This is a genomic window from Rhodococcus opacus B4 (assembly GCF_000010805.1).
Lineage (GTDB): Bacteria > Actinomycetota > Actinomycetes > Mycobacteriales > Mycobacteriaceae > Rhodococcus_F > Rhodococcus_F opacus_C.
Genome location: NC_012522.1, coordinates 5,012,817 through 5,037,734, shown reverse-complemented (window position 1 = coordinate 5,037,734; position 24,918 = coordinate 5,012,817). Strand labels below are relative to the sequence as shown.

Below are 24,918 nucleotides of genomic sequence, written 5' to 3'. Positions count from 1 at the left end.
CGATGTTTTCGCAATAGTAGGAGGTAGTGGTGGGTGTCGAGGTATCCGTCGAAGGACTGACCAAGTCGTTCGGCTCGCAGAAGATCTGGCAGGACGTCTCGTTGACTCTTCCGGCCGGTGAGGTCAGTGCGTTGCTCGGGCCGTCGGGCACGGGTAAGTCGGTGTTCCTGAAATCGCTGATCGGTCTGCTCCGTCCGGAGCAGGGGTCGATCGTGATCGACGGCACCAACATTCTCGAGTGCTCCTCGAAGGAGCTGTACGAGATCCGCAAGCTGTTCGGGGTGCTCTTCCAGGACGGCGCCCTGTTCGGGTCGATGAACCTGTACGACAACGTCGCGTTCCCGCTGCGGGAGCACACCAAGAAATCCGAATCCGAGATCCGCACGATCGTGATGGAGAAGATGGAACTCGTCGGCCTGCTCGGGGCCGAGGACAAACTGCCCGGCGAGATCTCCGGAGGTATGCGCAAACGCGCCGGCCTCGCCCGCGCCCTGGTGCTCGACCCACAGATCATCCTCGTCGACGAACCCGACTCCGGACTCGACCCCGTCCGCACCACCTACATCTCCCAGACACTGATCGACATCAACGCCGAGATCGACGCGACCATCCTGATCGTCTCGCACAACATCAACCTCGCCCGCACCGTTCCCGACAACATCGGCATGCTCTTCCGCCGGAAACTGGTGATGTTCGGACCCCGCGAAGTGCTACTCACCTCGGACGAACCGGTGGTCAAGCAGTTCCTGGGCGGCACCATGATCGGCCCGATCGGCATGTCCGAGGAGAAGGACGAAGCCACCATGGCCGCCGAACAGGCCATGGTCGACGCCGGCCACCACGCCGGCGGGGTCGACGACGTCGAGGGCATCGTCCCGCAGATGAAGGCCACCCCGGGCATGCCGTTCCGCCAGGCGGTCGCCCGCCGCCAGGAACGCGTCCGCCGCATCATGCACACTCTGCCCGAGAGCGCCCAGATCGCCATCCAGGAAAGCTTCGAGGAGGGCTTCGGGACGTACGACACCGAGGAATTCCCGCTGTACGAGGAACCCCTCGAATCCGTGTAATTCGTCGTCCGATCGAACGACTCGGCAAGAAGAGCAACACAACTCAGATCAACGAGAGGAACCCGTCATGACGACGAACAACAACGCCTTCTTCATCGGAGGCGAGTGGCACGCGCCCACTTCCAGTGACGTGATCACGGTCGTGTCACCCAACGACGAGCAGGTGGTCGGTCACGCCCCCGACGGCGCCGAGGCCGACATGGATGCCGCTGTAGATGCGGCGCGCCAGGCCTTCGACGATCCCACCGGCTGGTCGCAGTGGGAGCCGGCGCGGCGAGCGGCGGCACTGAAGCGTCTCGCGGATGCGCTCGACAAACGCGCACCCGAGTTGGCCCAGGCGGTGAGCTCGCAGAACGGCATGCCCGTCGCCGTCGCGGAAAAGCTGGAAGCGGTCTTCCCTCAGATCCTGCTCCGCTATTACGCGGGCCTGATCGAGAACGACGGCTTCGAGGAAACGCGACCCGGTCTGCTCGGCGGATCGACCCTCGTGACCAAGACCCCGATCGGCGTGGTCGGCGCAATCGTTCCGTGGAACTTCCCGCAGGCGCTCGCCGCGTTCAAGTACGCACCTGCCCTCGCTGCCGGGTGCACGATCGTCATCAAGCCGTCTCCCGAAACAGTGCTCGACAGCTACGTCCTCGCCGAGGCGATCGAAGAGGCGGACCTTCCGGCCGGCGTGATCAACATCGTTCCCGGAGGCCGCGAACTGGGCGCGTACCTGGTCTCGCACCCCGGCATCGACAAGGTGGCGTTCACCGGGTCGTCTGCTGCCGGCCGCAACATCGCCGAGGCCTGCGGTCGCCTGCTCCGGCCGGTCACGCTGGAACTGGGTGGCAAGTCGGCGGCCATCATCCTCGACGACGCAAACCTGGATCTCGCCACCGTCGGGGAGCAGTTGTTCGGCGCGACGATGTTGAACAACGGGCAGGTCTGCTACCTCGGCACCCGCGTACTCGCACCGCAGTCGCGTTACCAGGAAGTGGTCGACACGTTCAGCGCTCTGGCCGGGTCGCTGACCGTGGGAAGCTCCCTCGACCCCACCACGATGATCGGCCCCATGGCGAGCGCCCGGCAACGCGACCGCGTGGAGTCGTACATCGCGAAGGGCAAGGGCGACGGCGCCCGCATCACGGTCGGTGGCGGACGTCCCGCAGACCTCGACAAGGGATGGTTCGTCGAGCCGACCATCTTCGCTGACGTGGACAACAACTACACCATCGCCCAGGAGGAGATCTTCGGCCCGGTGCTCTCGATCATCTCGTATCGCGACGACGAGGAGGCGGTCCGTATCGCGAACGACAGCGACTTCGGGCTCGGTGGCACCGTCTTCACCGCCGATCACGACCACGGGGTCGCCGTCGCCCGGCGCGTCCAGACGGGAACGATCGGGATCAACGGCTACCTTCCCGATCCCACGGCACCCTTCGGTGGTGTCAAGGCCAGCGGCCTCGGCCGTGAACTGGGCCCGGAAGCACTCTCCGCCTACCTCGTGCCGAAGTCGATCTACTTGTGACACCCCGGGTGCGGGTGCTGCACACGCGCCGTACCCGCACCCTCCACGGAGCACTCATCCCGACGGGGTATTTCCCTCATCCCGGAGGAGGAGAAGACGTCCGTTTCATACCTTTTTCCTCCCCCGGTCGACATTATGGTTAGACCAATCACTCCGGCCTGTCTCCTGTCGAGGAGAGGCACCTGAAAGCAAGGATCCGCGCATGGATGTCATGGAACACGCGGGAGCCATTCTCCCCGAGGACCGCTACAGTGCGAGCACCCTCGAGGCGTTCCGATCGAACGGCTATTGGCGCGACGAGAGCCTGGCCGAACACGTGGATCGCTGGGCAACGATCGATCCGGACTTCGTGGCTGTCACCGACGGCTACGGGTCACTCACCCGAGGCGAGCTGCGGGCGCAGGCGTACCGCCTCGCGGCGGCACTGAAGAAGCTCGGCGTCGACAGCGGCGACCGCGTCCAGGTCCAGTTGCCGAACTGGAACGAATTCGCCGTCATCTACGTGGCGCTCGCCAGGATTGGCGCAGTACTCGTTCCGACGATGCCGGTGTACCGGCACGACGAGGTCCGGTATGTACTCGAGCACTCCGGCGCCAAGATCTCGTTCGTCACAGAGGAATTCCGGAAATTCCGGTACACCGACATGCTCGCCGAGGTCCGGCCCGAGGTTCCCGGACTCGAGCATGTCGTCGTCGTACGCGGAGCTGCGAGGGCAGATGAGATCGCGTTCGATTCACTCACCGCCGGCGACCACGTCCCCGGTGACGACGAACTCGGGCCGCCGCCGTCCGCCGATGCGGCCCACGCCATCATCTACACCTCGGGAACCGAGTCGCGGCCGAAGGGCTGCCAGCACACCTTCAACACGCTCTCGTTCACCGTCCACGGATTGGGTGGAGACGTGATGGGCCTGAACCCCGACGACGTCATGTTCATGCCCTCCCCCGTCACCCACGCAACCGGACTCGCGGTGGGTGTCGCAACACCGCTGATCCTCGGCAGTGGGATCCACCTCCTCGACGTGTGGGAACCGAGGGAAGGTCTTCGGCGCATCGCGGAGTACAAGGCGACGGTCAGCATGGCCGCGACACCGTTCCTCCAGATGGCACTCGGGGCGATCGATGCCGGTGCCGACCACGACGTCAGCTCCATGCGAATGTGGGTCAGCGCCGGCGCTCCCATACCGGAAAGCCTTCTGCGGGAGTGGAAGAATGCGTTGCCCGCCTGCACGCTGCTTCCGGTGTACGGCAGCAGCGAGGGCCTCCTGGTTACCGCGGTCCGCGAGGATGATCCCCTCGACAAGGTGCTCTCCTCCGACGGGCGGGCCTTCGACGGAGTCGATCTCGCGATCCGCGACGAGGAGGGCGCCGTCGTGACGGCCGGCGAGGAAGGCCAGATCTTCTACGGTGGACCGGGGATCTTTCTGGGCTACTGGCGCGATCCCCAACGCACCGCCGCATCGGTCGACGCGCGCGGCTTCCTCGCTTCCGGAGATCTCGGTCGCGTCGACACGGATGGCTTTCTGCGAGTCACGGGACGGATCAAAGACCTGATCATCCGCGGCGGTATGAATATCTCCGCGCGTGAGGTGGAAGAACACCTGCTGGCGCATCCGCGCATCACGGGCGCGGCCGCGGTGTCCATGCCGGATCCCCGCCTCGGAGAAAAGGTATGCGCCTTCATCGAGGTGAACGGTCCGGCGCCGACCCTGGACGAGCTGGCCGATTTCCTCCGCAACGAGCGGAAGGCCATGATGCAGAAGATTCCCGAGAAGGTGGTCGTCGTCGATCAGCTTCCCACGACCGCCACCGGAAAGATTCAGAAGTTCTTGCTTCGCAAGCAGGCAGCCGAACTGACCGGCAACGGGTAACGTCATCCGGCGCTGCCGGATTCCACGAGCGGGGGCTGCCGCAACGAGGTTGCGACAGCCCCCGTTTCGTTCCCCCGATTCCCGACGAAACAATCTCACCCCAAGGGTGTAGGAAGATCTCTCGTCGAGGTGACGTGTCACCTGCCGGCGCAGGAGAGACTTGGATCACACGAGAGACCTCGAAAGGAACCGAAATGAGCAAGATCACCTACGTGCTGCCCGACGGAAGTGAGTCGACGATCGACGTCCCGACCGGCCAGAGCATCATGGACGGCTCGGTCCGCAACAACCTCCCGGGAATCATCGCCGAATGCGGGGGAAGTTGCTCGTGCGCAACGTGTCACGTCATTCTCGACGAAGGCTCCACGGGCCTGTTCGACGAGGCCACCGACGAGGAGCGTGATCTGCTCGAATACCTCGAAGGGGTGCAGTCACATTCACGCCTGTCGTGCCAATTGATCGTCAACGGGCAGTGTGACGGTGTCCGAGTCGTAGTACCGGACACCAACGGCTGACTCAGGTGGTGCGGCGGGACGAGGCGTCGGAGTCGGTCATCTCGAGGTACCGGTAGATCGCCTCCGACCGGTTCATAGCCCCGAGCTTCCGCAGGATCTTCTTGACATGCGATTTCACGGTGAAGACACTGATAACGAGCTCATCCGCAATTTCCGTGTTGGATTTTCCCGCCGCGAGGAGCTGGAAGACTTCGCGCTCGCGCATGGTGAGTTCCTCGAGACCCGGTGCGCGGCAATCGGAAGGCAGTGGCACCGACGATAACGACGCCGCACCCGCACCACTCGGCTTTCCAAAAGCGACTTCGGCGTTCGACAGTCCCTCCGCCTCACGACTTTCCTCTTGCAGCCGTTCGAGGATCAACCGTTTCTGCTCGCTCAGCCGTTCGGAGACGAGGGCCCGTTCGAAGAGCGTCCCGAAGCTACCCGCGAAAGCATCGAGAAGGTCTCGCTCGGCGACGCTCGGCTTTCGCTCGTCGGCGCGACACGCGTGAATCAGGCCGATCACCCCTGTGGAGACCGCAATCGGGGCCACGACGTACCCGCCGGCACCAAAGAACGGGACACCTGCGATGGCCGTGGAGTTCCCCTTCGAAAGCTGCGGATTCGGCAGTACGAGGACTGCAGCGCGTTTCTGGACTGCCTCTTCCTCTGGCGACCCCGGCGCTATCTCTGTCGACGCCAGTGCAGTCACGTCCGGCGCAGAGCCCTTCTCGAACTGCGTCTCCACGATGGTCCACGCGTGATCGTGAAGCTCCGACAGCAGCACCCGGCCGAGGCCGGTCATCGCGGCGGCCTCGGAGCACACACTCCTGGACAACCCGGCCACCGTTTCAGCACCGCGAAGACGTCGAACAGCGCCTGCGAAGTCGGCGGCACCGACAACACTGGACGAGGACGGCGCCGCGTGCAGACGGAGGCGGACCTCTCGAATCTCGACGAGGAGCCGCCCGAAGAAGACCTTCTTGTCCACTGGGATCGACGGCAGTCCACGGAGTCCTGCTTCGGTCGCCTCGTCCAACATGGCGAGCATGAGGCCCGGTGACACCTTCCGCGTCTCAGTCGGGGCCTCTGGGCCGAAACCGAATTCCTTACGCAAGCGGCCGAGAAGCGATGCGGCCGTCTTCAGACCTTCGGCCTCGGCTCGCGACCGTGCCGAGTTCTGTGCCGGTAATTGACCATTGTTCACGATGGCGTGCCCGTCATCGTCGGTTCTGGTGGGAATAGAGCACCGCCGCCGCTGCCCGCGTAGGCACCCGCAGCTTCTTGAGGATGTGCTTGACGTGTGACTTCACGGTTCCCTCGGAAATCACGAGTGTCTGCGCAATCTGATTGTTGGTGGCTCCGGTCGCGATGTGGGACAGGATCTCGCGCTCGCGGAACGTCAAGACCGCGTTGACCTCAACCGCGCTGGTCTCGTCGACGATGCGTCGAGGGACGGAGGACCGCGCGTCCGGCTGGGGACGCAGGCCCAGCTCCGTCTTCTGCATGCGTTCGAGCATCGAATCGGTGGCGTCGAAGGAGGCCGCGAGTCGCGTCCGCTGCGCGCAGATTCGTTCCCGCAGTACCGCTTGCTCGTACACGAGAGCGAAGAACGTTGCGAACGCGTCCAATCGGTCGCGGTCGTCCGGGTCGAGCGAGTCCCGCACGCCAGGACGATCAGCATGTATGAGGCCTATCACTCTGCCCTTGGAAACTATGGGCGCTGCAACATAGCTGGAGCAGCGTGACACAGCCACGATCTCCTTGAACGTCCGGTTGTCTTCTGCCGGCGCCGGGACAAGGGCGGGCACTCGTCTGCGGACGAGTTCCGTCTCCAGCCGCGCCTCCGACAACGAAAATTCCGCGGAATCAACGAAGTACGAGAAGTCCATCGGCGACCCGTCGAATTCCGGCTGTACGTGGAGTCTCTGCGGTCGCCACAGCGATCCACTGATCGCCGAGATCATGGCGCGTGCGAACGGGAGCGCAGAACAGATCGCCAACGGTGCCGCCTGGACGATGTCATCGGATGCGAGATCCCGTAGCCCGGCCGCGGCGTCGTGGACGGCACGCAACTCGGCGGCACGGCTGACGGCCGCGCTCTCGGCGCACCGCTCCTGGTGTTCTTCGATCCGGACCAGGAGGAAGCATGCTTCCTCGATGTCGGCCTCAGGCAGGCGTCCTTCGGTCAGCGCGTCTCCGAGTTGATGTCGGGCGGCGGCGAGTGCGACGTAGGCATCATCGAAGCTGCAAGCATGGAACCCCGGCCCGAGGATCTTCGCTGCCAGTTCCACATACTCGTGCGCGTGCTGAACGAGGCCCTCGTCCCGCACTGCCACCGACTGCGCCGTCCGACTCATCACGCTCCGTAGTTCAGTTGCCGCACGACGCGGATTGCATCGCAGGGCAGACGTTCCTCATCCGACAACCCAGTATATGTGACTGCCATCACTAAACACGATTCGCGCGCCCGAGGCAAGGCGCGTCGTACACGGAAAGCGTTGCCCAATATTGTTGGGAGGGCGCACGTTCGAGAGCTCGCGCCAGCCACTGCGCATCCAACCGGTCGACACAGTGCTCGTTGATAAAACAATGCTATCATTCAAAAGGTACGACCGAAAGGATTTCTGTGGACGCCGTGGTTTTGCGAGAGTTCGGGGAGCCGGACGTCTTGAGGTTGGAGTCGACTCCCGATCCGGTTGCGAGCCCAGGATGGGTCACCGTCCGACTGAAGGCGGCCGCGCTCAATTGGCACGACGTTCTCGTTCGCCAGGGCAAGTACTCGTCCCCCCTGCCCCATGTCCTCGGCGCCGACGGCGCGGGCATCCGAACGGACACGGGCGAAGAGGTACTCGTCCTCCCATCGCTGTGGTGGGGCGACCGCGAGGCGGCCCCCGGTGCGCAGTGGGAGATCCTCGGCGACCACCAGCGCGGCACCTACGCCGAATTGGTCCGCGTCCCGGAAAACTGTGTCGCCCCGAAGCCTCGTGGCCTCAGCTGGGAACAGTCGGCCGCCCTGCCCCTGGTCGGACTCACGACCTACCGCGCCCTCTTCAGCCGCGGACACCTCCGCGCCGGGGAGAGTCTCCTCGTTCTGGGCGCCGGCGGCGGCGTCGCGACTATGGCAGTGATGCTCGCTTCCGCGATCGGCGCCAACGTCACCGTCACGTCCTCTTCTGCCTCCAAGATCGCGCAGGCCCAGGAGCTCGGCGCCGCCAACGGCGTGCTCTACACCGATCCCGAGTGGCCGGAAGCCGCGCGAGAGCTTTCGCCGGAGGGGCAGGGGTTCGATCTCGTCCTCGACTCCGTCGGGACGTGGGAGCAGTCCATCGCAGCCCTGCGACCGGGCGGCCGGCTGGTCGTCCTTGGGGCGTCGCGCAGCGAACTCGCCAGCCTCGACGTCCGGCCGTTCTACTTCGGCCAGTACGAACTGATCGGAACCACGATGGGCAGCCCACAGGATTTCGCCGGACTTCTGACGCTGCTCGACGCGAAGGACGTCCCTCCGGTCCCCATCAGTGCGGTGTTCCCGCTCGCGGAGGCGGCGGCCGCGCACAAGCATCTCGAGCAGGGAAGCGGGTTCGGCAAGGTCGTTCTGTCCCACGGCTGAGAGCGGTGTCTATCATCGACCGCAACGTGGTTCGGTGACGAGGAGAGGACGCGCAGTGGCGAGTGAACTGCCGGCGCCCGCCGACGACGATCGCGGTGATGTGGTCGACTGGATGCGCACCGAATGGGCGGAGTCGCGGGATTCGGCCGAACTGGAGTTCGCCACCACGATGGCGCTGCTGCGCACCCATCAATGGGTCGTCCGCGCCATGGACCAGGAGCTTCGCCCACTTCGCCTGTCGCGCAACGCATACCTCATTCTCACTTCGCTACAACTGTCCGACGAACACACTCGGACGCTCGGCAAGTTGAGCAAATACCTCATGGTCCACCCCACCACGGTCTCGATGGCGGTTGACCAACTCGTGAAGGCCGGCCTCGTCGAACGCCGCGCGCACACCACGGACCGCCGAACCGTTCTCGCCACGCTGACTCCGGCAGGCATGGCCGTGGTGGAGCAAGCGAACGACCTTCTCGCCGGGGTTCGCTTCGGCCTGGCGTCGGTCGATACCGAGACGCTGGAAGCGGTGATCGGACAGCTTCAACAGGTCCGTCGCGCCGTCGGCGACGTCGAAACCGGGAACTGACTTACACGTCCGCGCAGCACAGACGCGGGCACAACCGGCACACCTCTTGCCGTCGGTGCTTTGACGACCTACTATTCAAACCTAGAATACTTCTCACGGTGCGGGGCACGGGCGCCCTGCTTCCCCACGCACACCAACGCTCCCTCGCCGTGACCACTCCACCGATTCACAGGAGGCACACTCCGATGGTTTCTTTTGCATTCACCGACGAACAGGAAGAGTTCCGGAAGACGCTGGCAGCGTTCAGTGATCGCGTCCTCCTCCCGAGTTACCGCGACCGCGCGGCGTCAACCGAGTTCCCCTTCGACATCATGAAGAAGATTGGCGATCTCGGTCTGCTGGGCATCGGCCTGCCCGAGCAGTACGGCGGAACCGGCACCGAAGACCCCGTCCTGCTCGGACTCGCCACCGAGACCCTGGCCTACGGCGACGTGAACATGGCGTCGGCACCCGTCCAGATCGGGCTTGTCGCCTCCCAACTAGCGCTGTGCCGGGACGAGATTCAGGAGCGTTATCTTCCTCCCCTCATCAGCGGTGAACAGACCATCGCCATCGCCCTGACCGAACCCGGGTCGGGGTCCGACGCAAGTGCACTGACCACCACCGCCACGGCCGTCGAGGGCGGGTGGCGCCTGAACGGTGAGAAGACAGCGATCTCCTGGGCCATGAATGCCACCGCGGCGCTCGTCTATGCGCGCGAGCCCGGATCGAGTCGTGCACGGGGCGTCAGTTGCTTCGTCGTGCCGCTCGACGCGGAAGGCGTCACCGTCAGCCACATGCCCGGCATGGGCTGCCTGCCACTGGGCTGGGGGAGCATTCACCTGTCGGATGTCTTCATTCCCGAATCGCACCTCGTCGGCGAACTCGGCAGAGGCTTCCACTCGGTCATGGACCACTTCGACTTCAGCCGCGCCGCCCTGGGTCTGATGTGCCTCGGGGCCGCAAAGCAGAGCCTGGAGGAAGCCGCCGCCTATGCCCAGCAACGGGAGACGTTCGGGCAGCCGCTATCGGAACACCAGGGACTCGCGTTCCAATTCTCGGAACACGCAACATATCTGGAGGGTGCGCGCTGGATCTGTTACCGCGCACTGTGGCTTCGGGAGACTGCTCAGCCACACACAGCGCTGGCGTCGATGAGCAAGTGGTGGCCGCCCGTCGCGGCCAAGAACGCGATCGAGTTCGCCATGCGCGTCCACGGCAACCTCGGTTACTCCACGGAATCTCCCCTGCAGCAACGCTACCGCGACGTCACCGCCTACCTCGTCGCGGACGGCACCGCCGAGATCCAGAAGCGCATCATTGCGAAGGACATTTTCGCCCGCGGCACCGTCTCCCTCTGACCCACATCACTCGAAAACGGAGTACAACCATGACTACACCCGACATCGCCCTGCCGAAGGATCTGAAGGACTGCGGCGTCCTCGTGGTGGGCGGCACTGCCGGTATCGGTCTCGCGACCGCCGTGGGCCTCGCCGAGGCCGGCACTCCGCGCGTGATGATCGTCGGCCGAAGCGCCGAGCGTGGACGGACAGCGCAAGAACGTATTTCGTCCGCCAATCCGTCGTGCACCGTCACCTTCCTGTCCGCGGACGCGACGACCCTCGACGGCGCCGTGTACATCGCGTCCGAAGCCGAGCGAATCCTGGGCGGCGTCGACGTCCTGGTCTCCACGACGGCCGCCGACGTCCGGCCGGAACTCTTCGCGAACATTCCCACCGACGACATCGCGCGGACCTTCAACCAACTGGCGTTGCCATCCATGTATCTCGCGAGCGAGATCGTCCCGCACATGACGACCAGGAAGGGCGGTGTGATCATCAACGTCGCGTCGGATGCGGCCAAGACCGCCACACCGGGCGAGTCGGTGATCGGTGCCGCCAAGGCAGCCATTGTCATGTTCAGCCGCACTCTGGCCATCGAAGCCAAGCGCCACGGAATCCGCGTAAACGTCCTGACACCATCGCTCGTCAACGGGACCGGGTCGACCGAACGCATCACCTCCGACGGATTCAGCGCCAAACTGTTCGCCAAGGCAGCGAAGCAAGCACACCTCGGCGTTCCGGAGTCGGAAGACCTGGCGGCCCTGGCCGTCTTCCTCGCCTCCCCGGCCGCACGGAGGCTCACCGGACAGGCCATCAGCGTCAACGGGGGAATTTCGGCGGCGTGACACTCTGCGCTCTTACATCGTGACGCGGTGAGTAGACCTGGCACAGCCAGGTCTACTCACTACCGGTCTCGCCGGTCATTCGGCGAACACAGCATTACTTCGCTTGTTCCGACCTGAAGACGAAGTCGCCGGGGGTGGTCGGACCCGACACCCCGCGGTCCCTGCGCGGCGACCCCTCCGACACGTCGTTCGCTCTGTTGCACCTAGTGCCCGCGCCCGGGAACCTTTGCCCTGTTTAGCGACACGCCGCCAGGTTGCGGCGTATCGGACGCGATACCGGTCACCCTGGTTAGGCGGCGAATCGCTCGTAGTAGTCGACATCTGCCGCACCGCGGCCCGTGAGCTCGCGATACCGCGCGATCACGGCCTCGCGGGTCGGAAGCCCTTTCAACAGCGGAACCCCTATGCCTTCCGAGTAGTACCGCACGAAAAGAACGAACCACCCGAGGTCCAGCTGAGGGCTGGCAAGGGTCGCCATTTCCCAATCGAGGACCGCCGCGACGGACTGGTCAGCGCCGAAGATGATGTTCCCCAGCCGGGCGTCACCCCAACAGAGCACCAGCTCGTGATCATGAGGACGGTGCTCCTCGACCCATTCGTATGCCGCCTTGATGTTGGCGATCCGCCCGGATTCTGCCGTCCAGTCGTAGAACTGGCGCCACTCGGCTAGCTGATACGCAATCCCGGGCTCGCGGAGCTCACAGTTGTGCAAGAACTCGATCCAGAGCACCTTTGGGTCGGCGGTGTGGAGTTCAGCCAGTGCGCCCAGCGCGTTGTCGAAGAGGCGTCCTCGGTCAGCAGGAGAGAGGTCCACAACCCAGCCCTCGGAAACGAATGGCGGATCGTCCCCCGGGCCCCGACCGTCCACGCGGTCCATCACTAGGAACGGGCTACCCAGCAGCGCCGGATCGTCTTCGAGCCAGCGAACCCGGGGCACCGGAACCGCGGTGTGCTCGGCAGCCGCCGTGAGCAGCGCGAATTCTGCCGAGAGGTCGGGCTCCCGCAAGATCCCGGGGCGGCGGGCGTGACTCGGGCCACGAGATCGAGCTCTCGGCGGTTCCCCTCCGCGTCGTAGCTGACTGAGAACAAGATGGTGGTCATCGACATTCCGGCCGATGCTGGGATCGAGATCGTCGGGATTCGATGTTCGACGCGTCGTCGAGCTTTGTCGACAACCAATGTGTCAGGGTCGTCCTGGTCGCGGTCTCGTCCAAGTGGTTGAGCACAGCCATGGTGCAATCCTTCGGTTCGTGCCGCGGACAGCGGCGCGGGGGCGGGTCCGGGCGTCGCCACGACGCCCGGACTACTTGGCGGTGATGTGCGCGATGTAGGCCGGCGGCCAGAGGAAGTCGAGGAAGGCCGTGCCCGACCGCCCTCCGCGCACACCATCGCCTCGACAAGAGTTGCGTTCGGATCTACGGGGAATGCGATGTCGGAGAAACCTCTGGCCGTGACAAGGAGTCGAGGGTGCGATGCTATCGGATGAGTTTCGACAGGTGTGGGGTTCTGGCCATGCTGCGCTTCTGTCGCGCGGTGACCGAGAGAGTGGCGAGATCGAACGCGCCGTCGCTGAAGACGCTGTGGAACGCCGACCGTGCGCGGGACTGCCGGGGCGTTCTCGACCTCCCATTCGGGGAGGCTGTCTCGAGGGTCCCGGCCCAGCTCGTTGCCGAAGAGGGCGTCCAGGCACAAAGCCCGCATGGATATCTACAGGTCGTCCCGAAGCGCCTCTGTCCCATTGTCAGACAAACGATTCGCCTGACTGCACCCAGACTGTCTACCGCACGTTCCGTTGCAAGAATCCATGGAGAAATCATGAACAGGACCGATCGACAGATCGCACGGTTCGTCGTCATGTGGGCGCCGTTCGGGTGGCCACCGGAGGATAATGCCTTCGTGGAGTTCGGGATGACATCCGAGCGTCTCTATTCTCGTTGCATCGAGATCATCGCCGTGGCTCGGCGAAATCATGACCTGGCGCACGAGGAGCAGACGCTTGTCTCTCGACTTGCTGCCGTACTGATGAGACGCCGAGTCGCGCGACTCTCCGAGCGCGTCGCGTAGGCGCGAGCGTTCGGTACCTCGGCGTAGCGGTCATGTGGCTGTGTCCGAATGCGCTACATCACAGTACGGCGATCGGCTGGATGCTGGTGACCACAGAGCAGAGTCCCGTCATACGGATACGTCGATCAGGAGAAATCATGGGCAACCCACGCGCAACCGTCGAATTCGGGGCATTCCTCGCTCCGTGGCACAAGATCGAGACGGATGCGAACACCGCGATCCACCAGGACCTTCAGCTCGTCGAGCACATGGACAAGCTCGGCTTCGCCGAGTTCTGGATCGGTGAGCATCACTCCGGCGGTGTGGAGATCGTGTCCTCACCGGAGATGTTCCTCGCTGCCGCCGCTTCGCGGACGTCACGGATCAAACTGGGCCTCGGGGTGGTCTCGCTGCCCTATCACCACCCCTTCATGATCGCCGACCGGCTGGTACTGCTCGACCACCTCAGCCGCGGACGGGTGATCTTCGGCGCGGGCCCCGGTCAACTCGCAGACGACGCCCACATGATCGGCATCGACCCGGTACAGAGCCGGCGGAAGATGGAGCAGGCTTTCGACGTGATTCACCGTCTCCTCGACGGCGAGACGGTCACGGAGGAGACGGATTGGTACAAGATCCAGGACGCCTACCTGCACGTTGCGCCGTTCTCGACCATCGAGAAGGCTGTCACCGCCACGGTGTCGCCGACCGGTCCGAAGCTCGCGGGAAAGTACGGGGCAGGAATCCTCTCGCTCGCGGCCACCAACCCGATGGGCGTCGAGTTGCTCGCGGGCCACTGGGACATCGCCGAGCAGATCGCAGCCGAGAACGGACGCACCGTGTCTCGTGACCAGTGGCGTCTCACCGGTCTGATGCATGTGGCGGAGACCGAGGAACAGGCACGAGCGGACTGCCGGCACGGGCTGTTGGATCTGATGAACTATCTCTCGCACGTTACCCCGGGCTTCGATCCCGCTCCGGACGTCGACACGCTGATCGACGGTGTCAACGAGAGCGGCCTCGCTGTCATCGGTACTCCGGAGATGGCGATCGCACAGATCGAGCGGTTGCAGGAGAAGTCCGGCGGATTCGGGAAGTTCCTCGTTCTGCACGGTGAGTGGGCTCCGCAGCCGGCCGCGCTGCGGAGCTTCGAGCTGATCGCCGAGCGGGTCGCGCCGGAGTTCAGTGGCGCGCGCACTTCGCGTCAGCGGGGCTACGACCAGGTGGTCAACAGCAACCGTGCCGGTGCCGATGCCACCGCCGCCGGCCAGGCGGCCGCTCAGAAGCAGTTCGAGGCGGAGCGTGCCGTGAGCGTGGGCTGATTTGAATTGCAGCGGGGCGGGGTTCGGTGATCGATGCCGAACCCCGCCCCGCTGTTGTGTATGGGCGCGACGTTGGCTCGGCAGAGGTGTAGCGAAGTAGGACATCGTGTGACCCGCGGCACACCTACCGTTCGTAGCGATCAAGACGTCGGCATCGAAAGGATCGTGGATATGGGAACTCTCGAGGGGAAGGTCGCGCTGGTTACCGGCGGCGCACGCGGCCAGGGGCTGGCACACGCACACGCACTCGCGAACGAGGGCGCGGACATCGTCCTGCTCGATATTTGCGAGCAAATCGATTCGGTCCAGTACGGGCTGTCGACCGAGGAGGATCTCACGCTCGCGGCGAAGTCCGTTGGCGCGCTGGGTGTGCGGGTCGCCACGCACAGGACGGATGCGCGTTCGTCATCCGCACTCGATGTTGCGGTGGCGGAGACGGTTGCCGCGTTCGGGAGCATCGACATCGTGGTGATCAACCACGGCATCTGGACCCGCGGAGCGTTGTGGGATCTGACCGACGAGGACTGGCTCGATACCATCGACGTCAACCTCAATGGAGTGTGGCGGACCTTGAGAGCGGTAGCACCGCAGTTGATCACGCAGCGATCGGGATCGGTGATCATCACCGCATCGGTCAACGGGGTGGAGGCGCAGGCCGGCGCCGCTCACTACACCGCGGCCAAGCACGGTGCGCTCGGTCTGATGAAAGCAGCCGCATTGGAGTTCGCTCCCTACGGCGTCAGGGTCAACGCGATCCTGCCCGGATTTGTCGACACTGCGATGACGAACTGGCAGGGCTGCTATGACATGACCGGCGGAAAGCCGGGCTCCACCCGCACCGACCACGAGGCCGCGGCGCGCCATTGGCACGCGATCGGAGGTCTGATCGAGCCCGACGAGATCAGCGGAGCTGTGGTGTACCTCGCTTCCGACGCCGCGCGCCGAGTCACCGGAGTTGAGCTCCCAGTCGACGGCGGCCATCTGGTCCTGTCCACCTTCAACCCGAACCCGAGCTGATCACCATGGCTGCGGGCAAGAGCCTTCGGCGGTTGCTGGTCTCGGCTCTGAGCGCCAGCACGCTCGAATGGTATGACTTCTTCATCTACGGGACCGCGGCGGCGCTGGTCTTCAACAAGGTGTTTTTCCCCGAGGTCAGCCCGATCGTCGGTACGATCGCGGCGTTTGCAACCTTTGGTGTCGGGTTTTTGTTCCGGCCCCTCGGTGGCATCATCTTCGGTCACTACGGCGACCGCCTCGGACGCACGGCCATGCTGGTCGTCGCGATGCTGATGATGGGCGTGGCCACTTTCCTGATCGGACTGATTCCGAGCTACGCGCAGATCGGAATCGCTGCTCCGGCGATTCTGCTGATGCTGCGCGCAGTGCAAGGGATCGCCGTCGGCGGACAGTACGGCGGGGCCATGCTGATCGTGACCGAGAACGCCCCACCGCACAGACGTGGTTTCTTCGGCAGCTTCGCGCAGGTGGGTCCGTCGCTCGCGGTGATCCTGTCCAACCTCGTGTTTCTGGTAGTCGTCGCATCGATGAGCACGGAGGCACTCCAATCCTGGGGCTGGCGCATCCCTTTCTTGCTCAGTGCGATTGTGGTTGCCCTTGGTCTCTACATCCAGATCACCATCGAGGACTCCGACGAGTTCAAGCAGTTGCAGGCGCGGGCGGCCGAGCAGAAGTCCGCCGATGTTCCGGTGCCGCCGCGGTCACCGATCGTCACGGCGCTGCGTGAGCACCCCCGCGAGGTCCTGCAGGCAGCGGGGATGATCCTGGTCGTTCAGGTGTACTACTACATCGTGACGGTGTTCCTCGTCTCGTTCGCCACAGCAGAGGGTGTGTCGAAGTCGACGGCACTGTGGGTGGTTCTCATCTCCAGCGCAGTCACCGTCGCCTCGATTCCGATGTTCGCCTTGGTGTCGGACAAGGTTGGGCGCAAACAAGTCCTGCTGATCGCGGCAGTCGCGACCACCGCGTCGGCGTTCCCGTTCGTGTTGCTCCTCGGCACCGGCAGCATTTTATTGATGCTGTTCGCGGCGCTGCTCCCTGGAATCACACTGGGCGCACTCTACGGCCCGATGGCCGCCTTCTACTACGAGATGTTCCCCGCCGAGGTGCGGTACTCGGGCGCGTCCCTCGGTTACCAACTCGGCGCAGTCCTGGGCGGCGGGTTCGCTCCTCTGATCGCAACGAGCCTGTTTGCCTGGACCGGCACCGTGCTTTCGGTCGGCGCCTACGTGACCGTTGCCGGTGTCCTGAGTATCTGGGCGATCGCTTCCGCCCGCGAAACCTACCGGCCGGCAGCCACCAGTCGGTCGGAGGAGACGGTGGACGTGTCGTCGATCTGATCGTGAATCGACGCGGTCGATTCACGATTGCGCACGTCGCTGTCGGAGGGGAGCTTCGGGGTCACTGAGTGGTGTGGCCCCGAAGCTCCTCGTTCACCAGATCGAGTTGATGTCGGTCAGGACCACGGCGGCCTGGCCGGCTCTGTTGGGTGTTCGGGACAGGCGCGGTGCGGCACCGGGCTGCAGAACGCCGTCGCGAGGACCGATCGCCTGCCGGTGGGCCACCTGAGGCTGACCGGACACTTCGTCGAATGACAGCACCGGGGTCACGCAGGCGTCGATCGAGTCGAAGACTGTCTCCCACTCGGCGCGGCTCCGGGTCGCGAACGTTGTTGCGAACAGCTCACGCAGCTCCGGCCATCGGGACCGGTCGTCGCGATCGGGTGCTTCCTCGATGGCGAGACCGTCGAGGAGCGCCTGATAGAACTGCGGCTCGATCGCTCCCACAGCCATGTAGCCGCCGTCGGCTGTCCGGTAGCAGTCGTAATACGGTGCACCCCCGTCGAGCACGTTTGCACCTCGCTCATCGGTCCAGTCGCCGGCGGCTCGCATCGCCCAGACCGAGTGGGCCAGGGTCAGGGTTCCGTCGAGCATCGCCGCGTCGACCACCTGGCCTCGTCCGGACCGCGTCCGCTCGACGAGCGCGGCCAGCAGCCCCGCGATCAGGAACATCGAGCCGCCACCGAAATCGCCGATGAGATTCAGTGGCGGCAGTGGAGCGCCTTCAGCCGGTCCGATCGCGTTCAGTACGCCCGTGGCAGCGATGAAGTTGATGTCATGGCCGGGTTTTGCGGCCCACGGGCCGTCCTGACCCCACCCAGTCATTCGCCCGTAGATCAAGCCGGGATTGACGTTTGCGAAGGTGTCCGGGCCCAGGCCGAGCCGCTCGGCGACTCCCGGCCTGAATCCTTCGATCAGGATGTCGGCCTTCAGCGCGAGCGCCCGGACGTCGTCGAGGTCGTCCGGATCTTTCAGGTTCGCGGTGACGATTCGGCGGCCGCGCAGCGTGGGGTCCGGGGCCTGGGCGCTGGAGGGGTCGGGGCGTTGAACCCGGACGACGTCGGCGCCGAGGTCGGCGAGCATGAGTGCTGCATGTGGGGCGGGCCCCAGGCCGGCGAGTTCGAGGACTCGGATTCCGGCGAGGGGCCCATGGTGCGTGTCGGTCACTTGATCAGGCATCCCGCGTCGACGGGCAGGGTGGCGCCGGTGATGTACCGTGCCTCGTCCGAGACCAGGAACAGCAGTGCATTGCTGACATCCCGCGGCTCCACCCACGGAATCGGCAGGGCGTTCGTCGACGCCGACGCGGGCTCGAAGTCCTCCCGGGTCGGAGCCTCGAGGTCCGGGCGGAAGATTCGGTACGTGCCCTCGTTCTGGATCATCGGGGTATCCACCTGAGTGGGGTGGATGGAGTTCACTCGGATGCCGTGCGGAGCGAGTTCGTTCGCGAGGCTGCGCATCAGCCCGACGACACCGTGCTTGGCGGAGACGTAGTGGGCAATGTGGGCGTAACCCTTCAGCCCCGCAGCCGAGCTGGTGAGGACGATCGCGCCGCCCTGGCCGCCCTCGATCAGATGTGGGATGGCGGCCTTGGCCGTATGCCAGACACCGGTGAGGTTGATGTCGAGCATCTGCCGCCACGTCGTTTCGGGAATCTCGTGCGCCAGGTGTGGGTTGCTCGCGATGCCGGCGTTGGCGGAGACTATGTCGAGTCGACCGAGTTCGGCGACAGCCCCGTTCACCCCGTTCGTCAGGGCCTCGGCGTCGCGGACGTCGACCTCGAACGTGATGACGCGGCGACCGAGTTTTTCGACGAAACGGGCGGTCTCGGCGAGTTCGTCGGCCGTGCCGGCTTCGTACCCGATGTCGATGATCTCCCGCGGGACATCGACCGCGATGATGTCCGCTCCTTCTTCGGCGAGGCGAATCGCGTGCTCTCGCCCCTGGCCTCGTGCCGCTCCCGTGATCAGGGCGACCTTGCCTTCTACTCGACCCACAACTACTCCTCTACTTGTACAGATGTTGTGTCGTACGACACATTCTCTGTGCGGAGGTGGGGCCGGGTTGTCGCGTTTCGCGACAGTGCCCGGCGGGTGTATTCGATTGCGACATCCGCGGGCCGCGAACCGGGGTGTACTTCTACACCACAGGCTGATTTCGGCGACTTTCGTGCCGGTCGGCTTCCGGACCTTTACTTCTGACGAAGGATGCACGTGAACCTTTCCAACGTCCTCGTCCGCGTCGCAGCGCGCCGACCCGACGCGGTCGCAGTCCGATTCGGTGGTGATGAGCTGACGTTCGAGCAGTTCGTCGCCGTCTCCCGGCAGTTCTCGGCGTTTCTCGACTCCGTCGGTGTGGTGCCTGGCGACCGCGTCGGGGTCTACGCCTCCAACCGGCTCGAGTCCTTCTGCCTTCTCCTCGGGATCTGGATGGCGGGCGCGATTGCGGTGCCGTACAACCTGTCCGTCCCGCGGGGACCCCTGCGGCACGCTGTCGAAGACTCCGATCCCACGCTGATCGTGGTTGCCGACAGCGAGGTCGAGCTGATCCAGGACGTGTGCGACGGGCTGGGCGGCGCGGAACGGCTCCTGGCGGTAGGTCCGAACGCCGCCAGCGCCGGCGCGACCTGGACGTGGCACGACGTGACGACGCTGCCCGAGCGCGACGAGATTGTGCCTCGGCTCGACGCGGACGAAGCACTCCTGATGTACACCAGCGGGTCGACCGGAATCCCGAAGGGTGTTCGGCAAACTCATCGGACGACAGGGGCCGCTGTCGACGCCACGATTGACATCTTCGGCTTGAACGCCGATGACAGCGCACTCGTGTGCACTCCCCTGTTCCATGTCGGCGGTCTGCAGCTGATTTCCCTTCCGGTCCTCGTCGCCGGCGGGTCGGTCACGCTGATGTCGAAATGGGATCCGATAGGGTGGGTCGATCTGGCGCGGAGGTGGTCACCGAGCTATGTGGCGCTGGTCCCGACCATGGCGATCGATGTGGCCAACCGGATGAGTGGCGCGGAACCGGTGCAGCTACCTAGTGTGCGGATCTGCGCGGTCGGTGGATCGGGGCTTCCGGAGGGCCCGCTGCGACGGTTCCGGGAGGCAACCGGGATCGGCTCGGTGATCAACATCTACGGCCAAACCGAGCAGAACGGGTTGGCGGCGTGCGAACGGATCGGGGAGAACCCGCTGCCGGTCTGTTTGGGCCGGCCACTCGAACAGGTGGTGCAGTGGCAGTTGGTCGACCCGACCACCCAACAGCGCGTCGCCGAGGGCAGCGCCGAGATCGGGGAACTGCAGGTGCGTGGTGATGCGGTGACGCCGGGCTACTGGAAGCGGCCCGACGCCGATGCGGAGCGGTTCACCGACGGCTGGTTCCGGACGGGTGACCTGATGAGGGTTCGGCCCGATGGACAGCTCGAATACGTCGAGCGGATCGACGACATGATCATCAGCGGCGGCGAGAACGTCTATCCGCAGATGGTGGAGAACTACCTGGCCTCCTCCCCGGACGTCGCTGAAGTTGCCGTGATCGGAACGCCACACGATCGGTGGGTCGAACAGGTGACAGCGATCGTCGTCGCGTCCCGCGAGGGAGTGACGATGGCCGATATCGCCGAGTTCTGTCAGCACCATCCCGACCTGAGAGGTCTCTCACGCCCCCGGCGGATCGAGATGGTCCCCGCGCTGCCGCGAACCGGGAACAACAAGATCAACAAACCGGAGCTCAAGCGGATGTTCCGCTGAACCCAGACGTTTCACCAAACCCTGAAAGGGGGGTGGTGCACGGTGTGCACCACCCCCCTTCGTTTGTCGAATACTGTTGCGGCGAATCACTCTTCGGGAATGGCGACCACGACCGTTCCGTCGATGACGCGCGTCCCGTCGCCTCGGTCGACCCAGACCTCGCACAGCGCGCGGCGGTTGTCGCCGCCGCCGGTCACCTCGAGCACCGTGCCGCCGGCGGTGACCACATCGCCGGCGCGGACGTTGTCGCGGAATCGGCATTTGATGCGCTGGAGGGCGGACCGGGTGCCGGCCCATGAGGTGATCATGTCGATGATGTACGCCATCGTCGAGCCGCCCTGATTGATTTCCCGGTCACCCATACCTGCGGCGGCGACCGCGTGCAGGTCGAAGTGGATGGGGTTGGGGTCGTCGAGGATCAGTGCGATCTGCCGGATGTGTTCACCGTCGACCGGGTCCACGACGAACGACGGGATCGTGTAGCCGGGCGTAATCTCGCTGGTGGACATCAGTTCTGCCCTCTCTTGAACAGGTAGACACTCGTCACCGCACCGACGGGGTCTGTCGGTGCGGCGGTGTCGAACAGGGTCACCGTCACAGTGAGGCTGTCGAGGATTGATCCGTCCCGGGTGGTGCGCCGATCGATGCTGTCGATCGAGGCGGTCGTCCGATAGGTGTGACCCACCGCCAGCGGCTGGATCTGGTCGATACCGCAGGTCCCGAACAATAGGGTGTCGGTGTCTCGCTTGTCTGCCAGTGCGCACAACTCGTCGACGCTGATGCCCATGCCGCGCAACGCGATGACGAGGAACCAGATCGAGTGGGCGCTCTCGCCCGAGTCACGGTCGGCGGCCGCGTGGAGCGCGTGATCGGTGATCGCGGACTGATGCCGCGAGATGGTGGTGGTGTCTCCGGGCAGCTGCCGGCCGATCAGGCCGGGATCCAGCTCCTTGACTGCAGTAGTCATCGGGTGATGCCTTTCGTGAATCAGTAGGAGCGGGGCAGACCGAGGGTGTGCTGGGCGATGTGATTGAGGACCATCTCCGAGGACACCGGCGCGATCTGCTGCAGACGCACGATCGACCACAGGTCGGCGAGTCCGTACTCGAGCGCCAAACCGTTGCCACCGTGGACCTGGATGGCGGTGTCGAGGGCATGGTGCCCGGCCTTGGATGCGAGGTATTTGGCCATGTTCGCCGCTTCACCGGCGGGCAGGCCGGCGTCGTAGAGTGCGGCCGCCTTCCACGTCATGCCGCGGGCTGCCTCGAGCTCGATCTTGGCGGCCGCCAGGGGGTGCTGGACCGCCTGATAGCTGCCGATCGGGGTCGTGCCCCACACAGTCCGTTCCTTGACGTAGCGGCAGGCCTTGTCGATGGCGTAGCGGGCGATGCCGGTGCAGATCACTGCACTCAGTACCCGCTCGGGGTTCAGGCCGTCGAACAGCGGCACCAGGCCCTTGTCGACTTCGCCGATCACTCGTTCGGCGGGGATGCGCACGTTGTCGAAGAAGAGGGTGAATTGGCGTTCGGGTGCGGACAGCGCCGTCGGAATGAGCTCGCGGGTCAGTCCTTCGACGTCGGGGTCGACGACGAACAACGTCAGCTTGCCGCGGCCGGTGTTTTCGTCGGTTCCGGTTCGGGCGACGAGGAGGAAGTGATCACAGTGGTCGACACCCGAGATGTAGTACTTGGTGCCCTTGACGATGTAGTCGTCGCCGTCGCGGGTCGCGGTGGTCGAGACGTTGTGTGAGTTCGATCCGGCGTCCGGCTCGGTTAGCGCGAAGACGAACTTCTTTGCTCCGCTGGCGATCCCGGGAAGGTACTGCCGCTTCTGTTCCTCGGTTCCGTGCCGTCCGAACACGCTGCCGGCGATGCCTTGGGAGAGCACCATGGCCAGCTCCGGGCAGCCGCCCGCCGCCAGCTCTTCGCTGACGATCGCCTGTTGGGTCAGGCCTGCGCCGCTGCCGCCGTACTCCTCTGCGATGTTGAGGCCGAGGTAGCCGTTGCGACCGAGTTCGTCCCAGAGGTCCTGCATCGGTTCTCCGGTGGCCGAACACTTCTGGTAATAGTCGTGACCGTATTTGGCGACGATGCGGGCGACCGTCTCCCGGAGGAGGGTTTCCTCTTCATCGGCGATGAGCGGTAGCGACGCGTCGGGTTGAGTTTCTGTGGAATGAGAGACCATGGGTCGATTGTGAGTCTCGAAGCCGGGTGGTGGATGTCGCAACCTGCGCCACCGCCCGGACCGTCCCGTCAGAAATTGGCGGAGTCGATGTCGATACCGAGTGATCGAACCTTCCGGTACAGCGTGGATCGCGCGATCCCGAGCCGATCCGCGGCGAGGCGTTTGTTGCCGCCGGCGTCGCGGAGCGCATTCATGATCGCCTTCGCCTCCATCTGTTCGAGGCCCTGTAACTGCCGGCGGGACGCCTGTACGCGGTGCTCGATCGGCAGGTCCTGCGCTCCGATGTACCGGCGGCTGCGGCCTGCGACGAGTTCACGTACGAGTGCATCGAGCCCGGCGACATTGCGATCCCAGTCGATGCGGCCGAGGGCTTGGACCGCATCGGGCATCCAGTGGATCCTCTGGTTCGGCGGGCTGTAGCGCCTGCTGACCGCTTCGAGCAGCAGCGGAAGATCGCCCGCACGGTCGGCGAGCGAGGGAACCTCGACGACTCGATCGAACCATTCCACCAGCTGCGGAGGCGCGGTGGTCGGGGCGCTCGTGGTTGCCACGACTCGGATCTGCCGGGCGCGGGCGCGGGCAACCGCGGTTGCGGTTTCGCGCAGGTCGTCGGAGTCGAGGGCGTCGATGCGCCGGAGAATCAGCAGCGACGGAGTCCGAGCGATGGCATCGGCGATTCGGGTGCCCCAGTCCACGCTCGTGGGCGATTGCGTCAGGGCATCGACCACGGCGGTGTCGGGCTCGTCGGCCAACGCACGCGCAACCGCAAACTTTCCGACGCCGGGCTGGCCGGTCAAGAGCAGTGCGCGGTTTCCGGCGTCGGTGACCGCGTGACACATGGCACGCCACGCAGGCGAGTTTCCGACGAGCTCACCGAGCACGGGCGCGGGTTCGGGCGCACGACCGCTGCGTGACGGGTGACTGGCGACCTTGAGCCGAAGCAGCGCACCGACGGTGGCGGGGCCGTCGGTCACCGGCACCACGTCGACGCCCACCGCGGCTCCGTCTGCGAGCGACACCGTCTTCTGGAGGGCCGCATCGGTATCGGTATCGGATTGCAAAGCCCGGGCAGCGTGTTCCCATAGGATCGCCTGATCGGATGGTCCGAGGATTCGGGCGGCCGCGGCGTTGCTGATGATGGTCTGCTCGTCGAGACAGATCACGGCGTGTCGGCTGTCGCGATTGTCAGCGAGGAAGGCCTCGAACAGAAGCTGTTCGCGGCGGGTGGCCGAGGTGGCGAGCGCCTGCGTGATCTGGGTAGCGACCTCACATACCCAGGACAACATGATCGGGTTGGTGTCGCTGTATCGGCAGGTCAGATTCAGCGTTCCGATCAGTCGTTTGGTGACCGGATGGTGGATCGGTGCGCCGGCGCAGGTGAGCTGGAGTGACTCCTCGAAGAAGTGTTCGGGACCGGCGACGAGCGAAGGGCGCCCGGTTTCGAGGACCATGCCGCCGCTGTTGGTGCCCACTGTGGTCTCGGCGAAGGAGTACCCGGGAAGGACGTCGTGCCGGTCCAGGCGCCGGGAGAAGCGGCTGTCCTCGACCCACCGTGCGACAACCCAACCGCTCGCATCCGTCACTGTCAGGCTGCTCGACGAATCGACGAGGGCACCGCGCTTGGATTCGATCACCGGAACCGCCACGGACAGAAGTTGTTCCGAGGACTGCGACTCCGGACGGAAGGTGGGTCGCGAGCGCTCCGGTTCGAGGCCGTACATCAGGGAACGTTTCCAGGACTGTGCGATCTCCTTGCGGACGATGCCCCGTTGGGTCGGGTCCGCGCCTTCGAGGAAGAGCTCACGCTCGTGCAGCAAGGTACGGGTGCGGTCGTCGAGTGACAAGGCGGGTGTCCTTTCGTCATGGCCGGGGCCCGGGAGCCCGCGGCACATGCATTTCCGGCGTCGCCCACCACAGATCTGTCCAGGCTGTGAGGTGCAACACGTCCATGATGAC

General features: G+C 65.0%; 22 protein-coding genes. 13 read left to right on the top strand and 9 right to left on the bottom strand.

Annotation, left to right across the window (positions count from 1 at the left end):
• Positions 1-29: 29 nt before the first annotated feature.
• The 4 genes from ROP_RS23215 to ROP_RS23200 all read left to right on the top strand — a co-directional run bounded on the left by ROP_RS23215 (position 30) and on the right by ROP_RS23200 (position 4,965).
• Positions 30-1,067 carry an ABC transporter ATP-binding protein gene (locus tag ROP_RS23215; RefSeq protein ID WP_015888446.1) on the top strand — a complete coding sequence of 346 codons (1,038 nt, stop codon included), beginning with the start codon at positions 30-32 and terminating at the stop codon, positions 1,065-1,067.
• Positions 1,068-1,134: 67 nt separating this feature from the next.
• Positions 1,135-2,580 (top strand): aldehyde dehydrogenase, encoded by a 1,446-nt coding sequence (locus tag ROP_RS23210; RefSeq protein ID WP_015888445.1) that lies wholly within the window; start codon positions 1,135-1,137, stop codon positions 2,578-2,580.
• A 202-nt stretch (positions 2,581-2,782) separates the two neighbouring features.
• Positions 2,783-4,450, top strand: a complete 1,668-nt coding sequence (locus ROP_RS23205) for an AMP-binding protein (protein WP_015888444.1) — start codon at positions 2,783-2,785, stop codon at positions 4,448-4,450.
• A gap of 194 nt (positions 4,451-4,644) precedes the next feature.
• Positions 4,645-4,965 (top strand): 2Fe-2S iron-sulfur cluster-binding protein, encoded by a 321-nt coding sequence (locus ROP_RS23200; RefSeq protein WP_015888443.1) that lies wholly within the window; start codon positions 4,645-4,647, stop codon positions 4,963-4,965.
• 1 nt (position 4,966) lies between these two features.
• Here the strand turns inward: ROP_RS23200 and ROP_RS44865 are convergent, their stop codons facing one another.
• Together ROP_RS44865 and ROP_RS23190 are read right to left on the bottom strand one after the other, a co-directional pair.
• Complete coding sequence (locus tag ROP_RS44865) at positions 4,967-5,986, bottom strand: helix-turn-helix transcriptional regulator (protein ID WP_269454455.1); 1,020 nt, start codon at positions 5,984-5,986, stop codon at positions 4,967-4,969.
• 178 nt (positions 5,987-6,164) lie between these two features.
• Complete coding sequence (locus ROP_RS23190) at positions 6,165-7,304, bottom strand: helix-turn-helix transcriptional regulator (RefSeq protein WP_015888441.1); 1,140 nt, start codon at positions 7,302-7,304, stop codon at positions 6,165-6,167.
• Between the two features lie 269 nt (positions 7,305-7,573).
• Between ROP_RS23190 and ROP_RS23185 the strand changes: the two genes are divergently transcribed.
• The 4 genes from ROP_RS23185 (at position 7,574) to ROP_RS23170 (ending at position 11,307) form a co-directional block, all read left to right on the top strand.
• A complete protein-coding gene (locus tag ROP_RS23185) occupies positions 7,574-8,554 on the top strand; it encodes a quinone oxidoreductase family protein (RefSeq protein WP_015888440.1) in 981 nt (326 codons plus the stop codon).
• 55 nt (positions 8,555-8,609) lie between these two features.
• A complete protein-coding gene (locus tag ROP_RS23180) occupies positions 8,610-9,140 on the top strand; it encodes a MarR family winged helix-turn-helix transcriptional regulator (protein WP_015888439.1) in 531 nt (176 codons plus the stop codon).
• A 185-nt stretch (positions 9,141-9,325) separates the two neighbouring features.
• Positions 9,326-10,480 (top strand): acyl-CoA dehydrogenase family protein, encoded by a 1,155-nt coding sequence (locus tag ROP_RS23175; RefSeq protein ID WP_015888438.1) that lies wholly within the window; start codon positions 9,326-9,328, stop codon positions 10,478-10,480.
• A gap of 29 nt (positions 10,481-10,509) precedes the next feature.
• Positions 10,510-11,307, top strand: a complete 798-nt coding sequence (locus ROP_RS23170) for an SDR family NAD(P)-dependent oxidoreductase (protein WP_015888437.1) — start codon at positions 10,510-10,512, stop codon at positions 11,305-11,307.
• 289 nt (positions 11,308-11,596) lie between these two features.
• Here the strand turns inward: ROP_RS23170 and ROP_RS23165 are convergent, their stop codons facing one another.
• Complete coding sequence (locus ROP_RS23165; RefSeq protein WP_015888436.1) at positions 11,597-12,313, bottom strand: phosphotransferase family protein; 717 nt, start codon at positions 12,311-12,313, stop codon at positions 11,597-11,599.
• 527 nt (positions 12,314-12,840) lie between these two features.
• On the opposite strand from ROP_RS23165, the gene ROP_RS44300 reads away from it, so the two are divergent.
• The 4 genes from ROP_RS44300 to ROP_RS23145 all read left to right on the top strand — a co-directional run bounded on the left by ROP_RS44300 (position 12,841) and on the right by ROP_RS23145 (position 17,029).
• Positions 12,841-13,371 (top strand): hypothetical protein, encoded by a 531-nt coding sequence (locus ROP_RS44300; protein ID WP_231868972.1) that lies wholly within the window; start codon positions 12,841-12,843, stop codon positions 13,369-13,371.
• Between the two features lie 137 nt (positions 13,372-13,508).
• Positions 13,509-14,672, top strand: coding sequence for an LLM class flavin-dependent oxidoreductase (locus ROP_RS23155; RefSeq protein ID WP_015888434.1), 1,164 nt, complete (start codon positions 13,509-13,511; stop codon positions 14,670-14,672).
• Between the two features lie 171 nt (positions 14,673-14,843).
• Positions 14,844-15,689, top strand: a complete 846-nt coding sequence (locus ROP_RS23150; RefSeq protein WP_015888433.1) for a mycofactocin-coupled SDR family oxidoreductase — start codon at positions 14,844-14,846, stop codon at positions 15,687-15,689.
• A gap of 5 nt (positions 15,690-15,694) precedes the next feature.
• On the top strand, positions 15,695-17,029 hold the full coding sequence (locus tag ROP_RS23145) for an MFS transporter (RefSeq protein WP_015888432.1): 1,335 nt from the start codon (positions 15,695-15,697) through the stop codon (positions 17,027-17,029).
• Between the two features lie 93 nt (positions 17,030-17,122).
• Here ROP_RS23145 and ROP_RS23140 read toward each other — a convergent pair whose 3' ends face one another.
• Together ROP_RS23140 and ROP_RS23135 are read right to left on the bottom strand one after the other, a co-directional pair.
• Entirely contained in the window at positions 17,123-18,196 is a 1,074-nt protein-coding gene (locus tag ROP_RS23140; RefSeq protein WP_015888431.1) for a CaiB/BaiF CoA transferase family protein, read from the bottom strand.
• Positions 18,193-19,026, bottom strand: a complete 834-nt coding sequence (locus tag ROP_RS23135) for a mycofactocin-coupled SDR family oxidoreductase (RefSeq protein ID WP_015888430.1) — start codon at positions 19,024-19,026, stop codon at positions 18,193-18,195. Before ROP_RS23135 ends, ROP_RS23140 begins: the two co-directional genes overlap by 4 nt.
• A 210-nt stretch (positions 19,027-19,236) precedes the next feature.
• On the opposite strand from ROP_RS23135, the gene ROP_RS23130 reads away from it, so the two are divergent.
• Positions 19,237-20,778 (top strand): class I adenylate-forming enzyme family protein, encoded by a 1,542-nt coding sequence (locus ROP_RS23130; protein WP_419789304.1) that lies wholly within the window; start codon positions 19,237-19,239, stop codon positions 20,776-20,778.
• A gap of 86 nt (positions 20,779-20,864) precedes the next feature.
• Here ROP_RS23130 and ROP_RS23125 read toward each other — a convergent pair whose 3' ends face one another.
• From ROP_RS23125 to ROP_RS23110, 4 genes are all read right to left on the bottom strand, one after another.
• Positions 20,865-21,287, bottom strand: a complete 423-nt coding sequence (locus tag ROP_RS23125) for a MaoC family dehydratase (RefSeq protein WP_015888428.1) — start codon at positions 21,285-21,287, stop codon at positions 20,865-20,867.
• Positions 21,287-21,745 carry a hypothetical protein gene (locus ROP_RS23120; RefSeq protein WP_015888427.1) on the bottom strand — a complete coding sequence of 153 codons (459 nt, stop codon included), beginning with the start codon at positions 21,743-21,745 and terminating at the stop codon, positions 21,287-21,289. Before ROP_RS23120 ends, ROP_RS23125 begins: the two co-directional genes overlap by 1 nt.
• Positions 21,746-21,765: 20 nt before the next feature.
• Positions 21,766-22,962, bottom strand: a complete 1,197-nt coding sequence (locus ROP_RS23115) for an acyl-CoA dehydrogenase family protein (protein ID WP_015888426.1) — start codon at positions 22,960-22,962, stop codon at positions 21,766-21,768.
• A gap of 68 nt (positions 22,963-23,030) precedes the next feature.
• Entirely contained in the window at positions 23,031-24,806 is a 1,776-nt protein-coding gene (locus ROP_RS23110) for a sigma-54-dependent Fis family transcriptional regulator (RefSeq protein ID WP_015888425.1), read from the bottom strand.
• Positions 24,807-24,918: the final 112 nt, after the last annotated feature.

Coding starts and splice junctions, on each gene's coding strand:
- ROP_RS23130 (WP_419789304.1), top strand. CDS start 19,237: ATGCACGTGAACCTTTCCAACGTCCTCGTCCGCGTCGCAGCGCGCCGA.
- ROP_RS23155 (WP_015888434.1), top strand. CDS start 13,509: ATGGGCAACCCACGCGCAACCGTCGAATTCGGGGCATTCCTCGCTCCG.
- ROP_RS23175 (WP_015888438.1), top strand. CDS start 9,326: ATGGTTTCTTTTGCATTCACCGACGAACAGGAAGAGTTCCGGAAGACG.
- ROP_RS23205 (WP_015888444.1), top strand. CDS start 2,783: ATGGATGTCATGGAACACGCGGGAGCCATTCTCCCCGAGGACCGCTAC.
- ROP_RS23210 (WP_015888445.1), top strand. CDS start 1,135: ATGACGACGAACAACAACGCCTTCTTCATCGGAGGCGAGTGGCACGCG.
- ROP_RS23120 (WP_015888427.1), bottom strand. CDS start 21,745: ATGACTACTGCAGTCAAGGAGCTGGATCCCGGCCTGATCGGCCGGCAG.
- ROP_RS23125 (WP_015888428.1), bottom strand. CDS start 21,287: ATGTCCACCAGCGAGATTACGCCCGGCTACACGATCCCGTCGTTCGTC.
- ROP_RS23150 (WP_015888433.1), top strand. CDS start 14,844: ATGGGAACTCTCGAGGGGAAGGTCGCGCTGGTTACCGGCGGCGCACGC.
- ROP_RS44865 (WP_269454455.1), bottom strand. CDS start 5,986: ATGTTGGACGAGGCGACCGAAGCAGGACTCCGTGGACTGCCGTCGATC.
- ROP_RS23145 (WP_015888432.1), top strand. CDS start 15,695: ATGGCTGCGGGCAAGAGCCTTCGGCGGTTGCTGGTCTCGGCTCTGAGC.
- ROP_RS23190 (WP_015888441.1), bottom strand. CDS start 7,304: ATGAGTCGGACGGCGCAGTCGGTGGCAGTGCGGGACGAGGGCCTCGTT.
- ROP_RS23170 (WP_015888437.1), top strand. CDS start 10,510: ATGACTACACCCGACATCGCCCTGCCGAAGGATCTGAAGGACTGCGGC.
- ROP_RS23115 (WP_015888426.1), bottom strand. CDS start 22,962: ATGGTCTCTCATTCCACAGAAACTCAACCCGACGCGTCGCTACCGCTC.
- ROP_RS23200 (WP_015888443.1), top strand. CDS start 4,645: ATGAGCAAGATCACCTACGTGCTGCCCGACGGAAGTGAGTCGACGATC.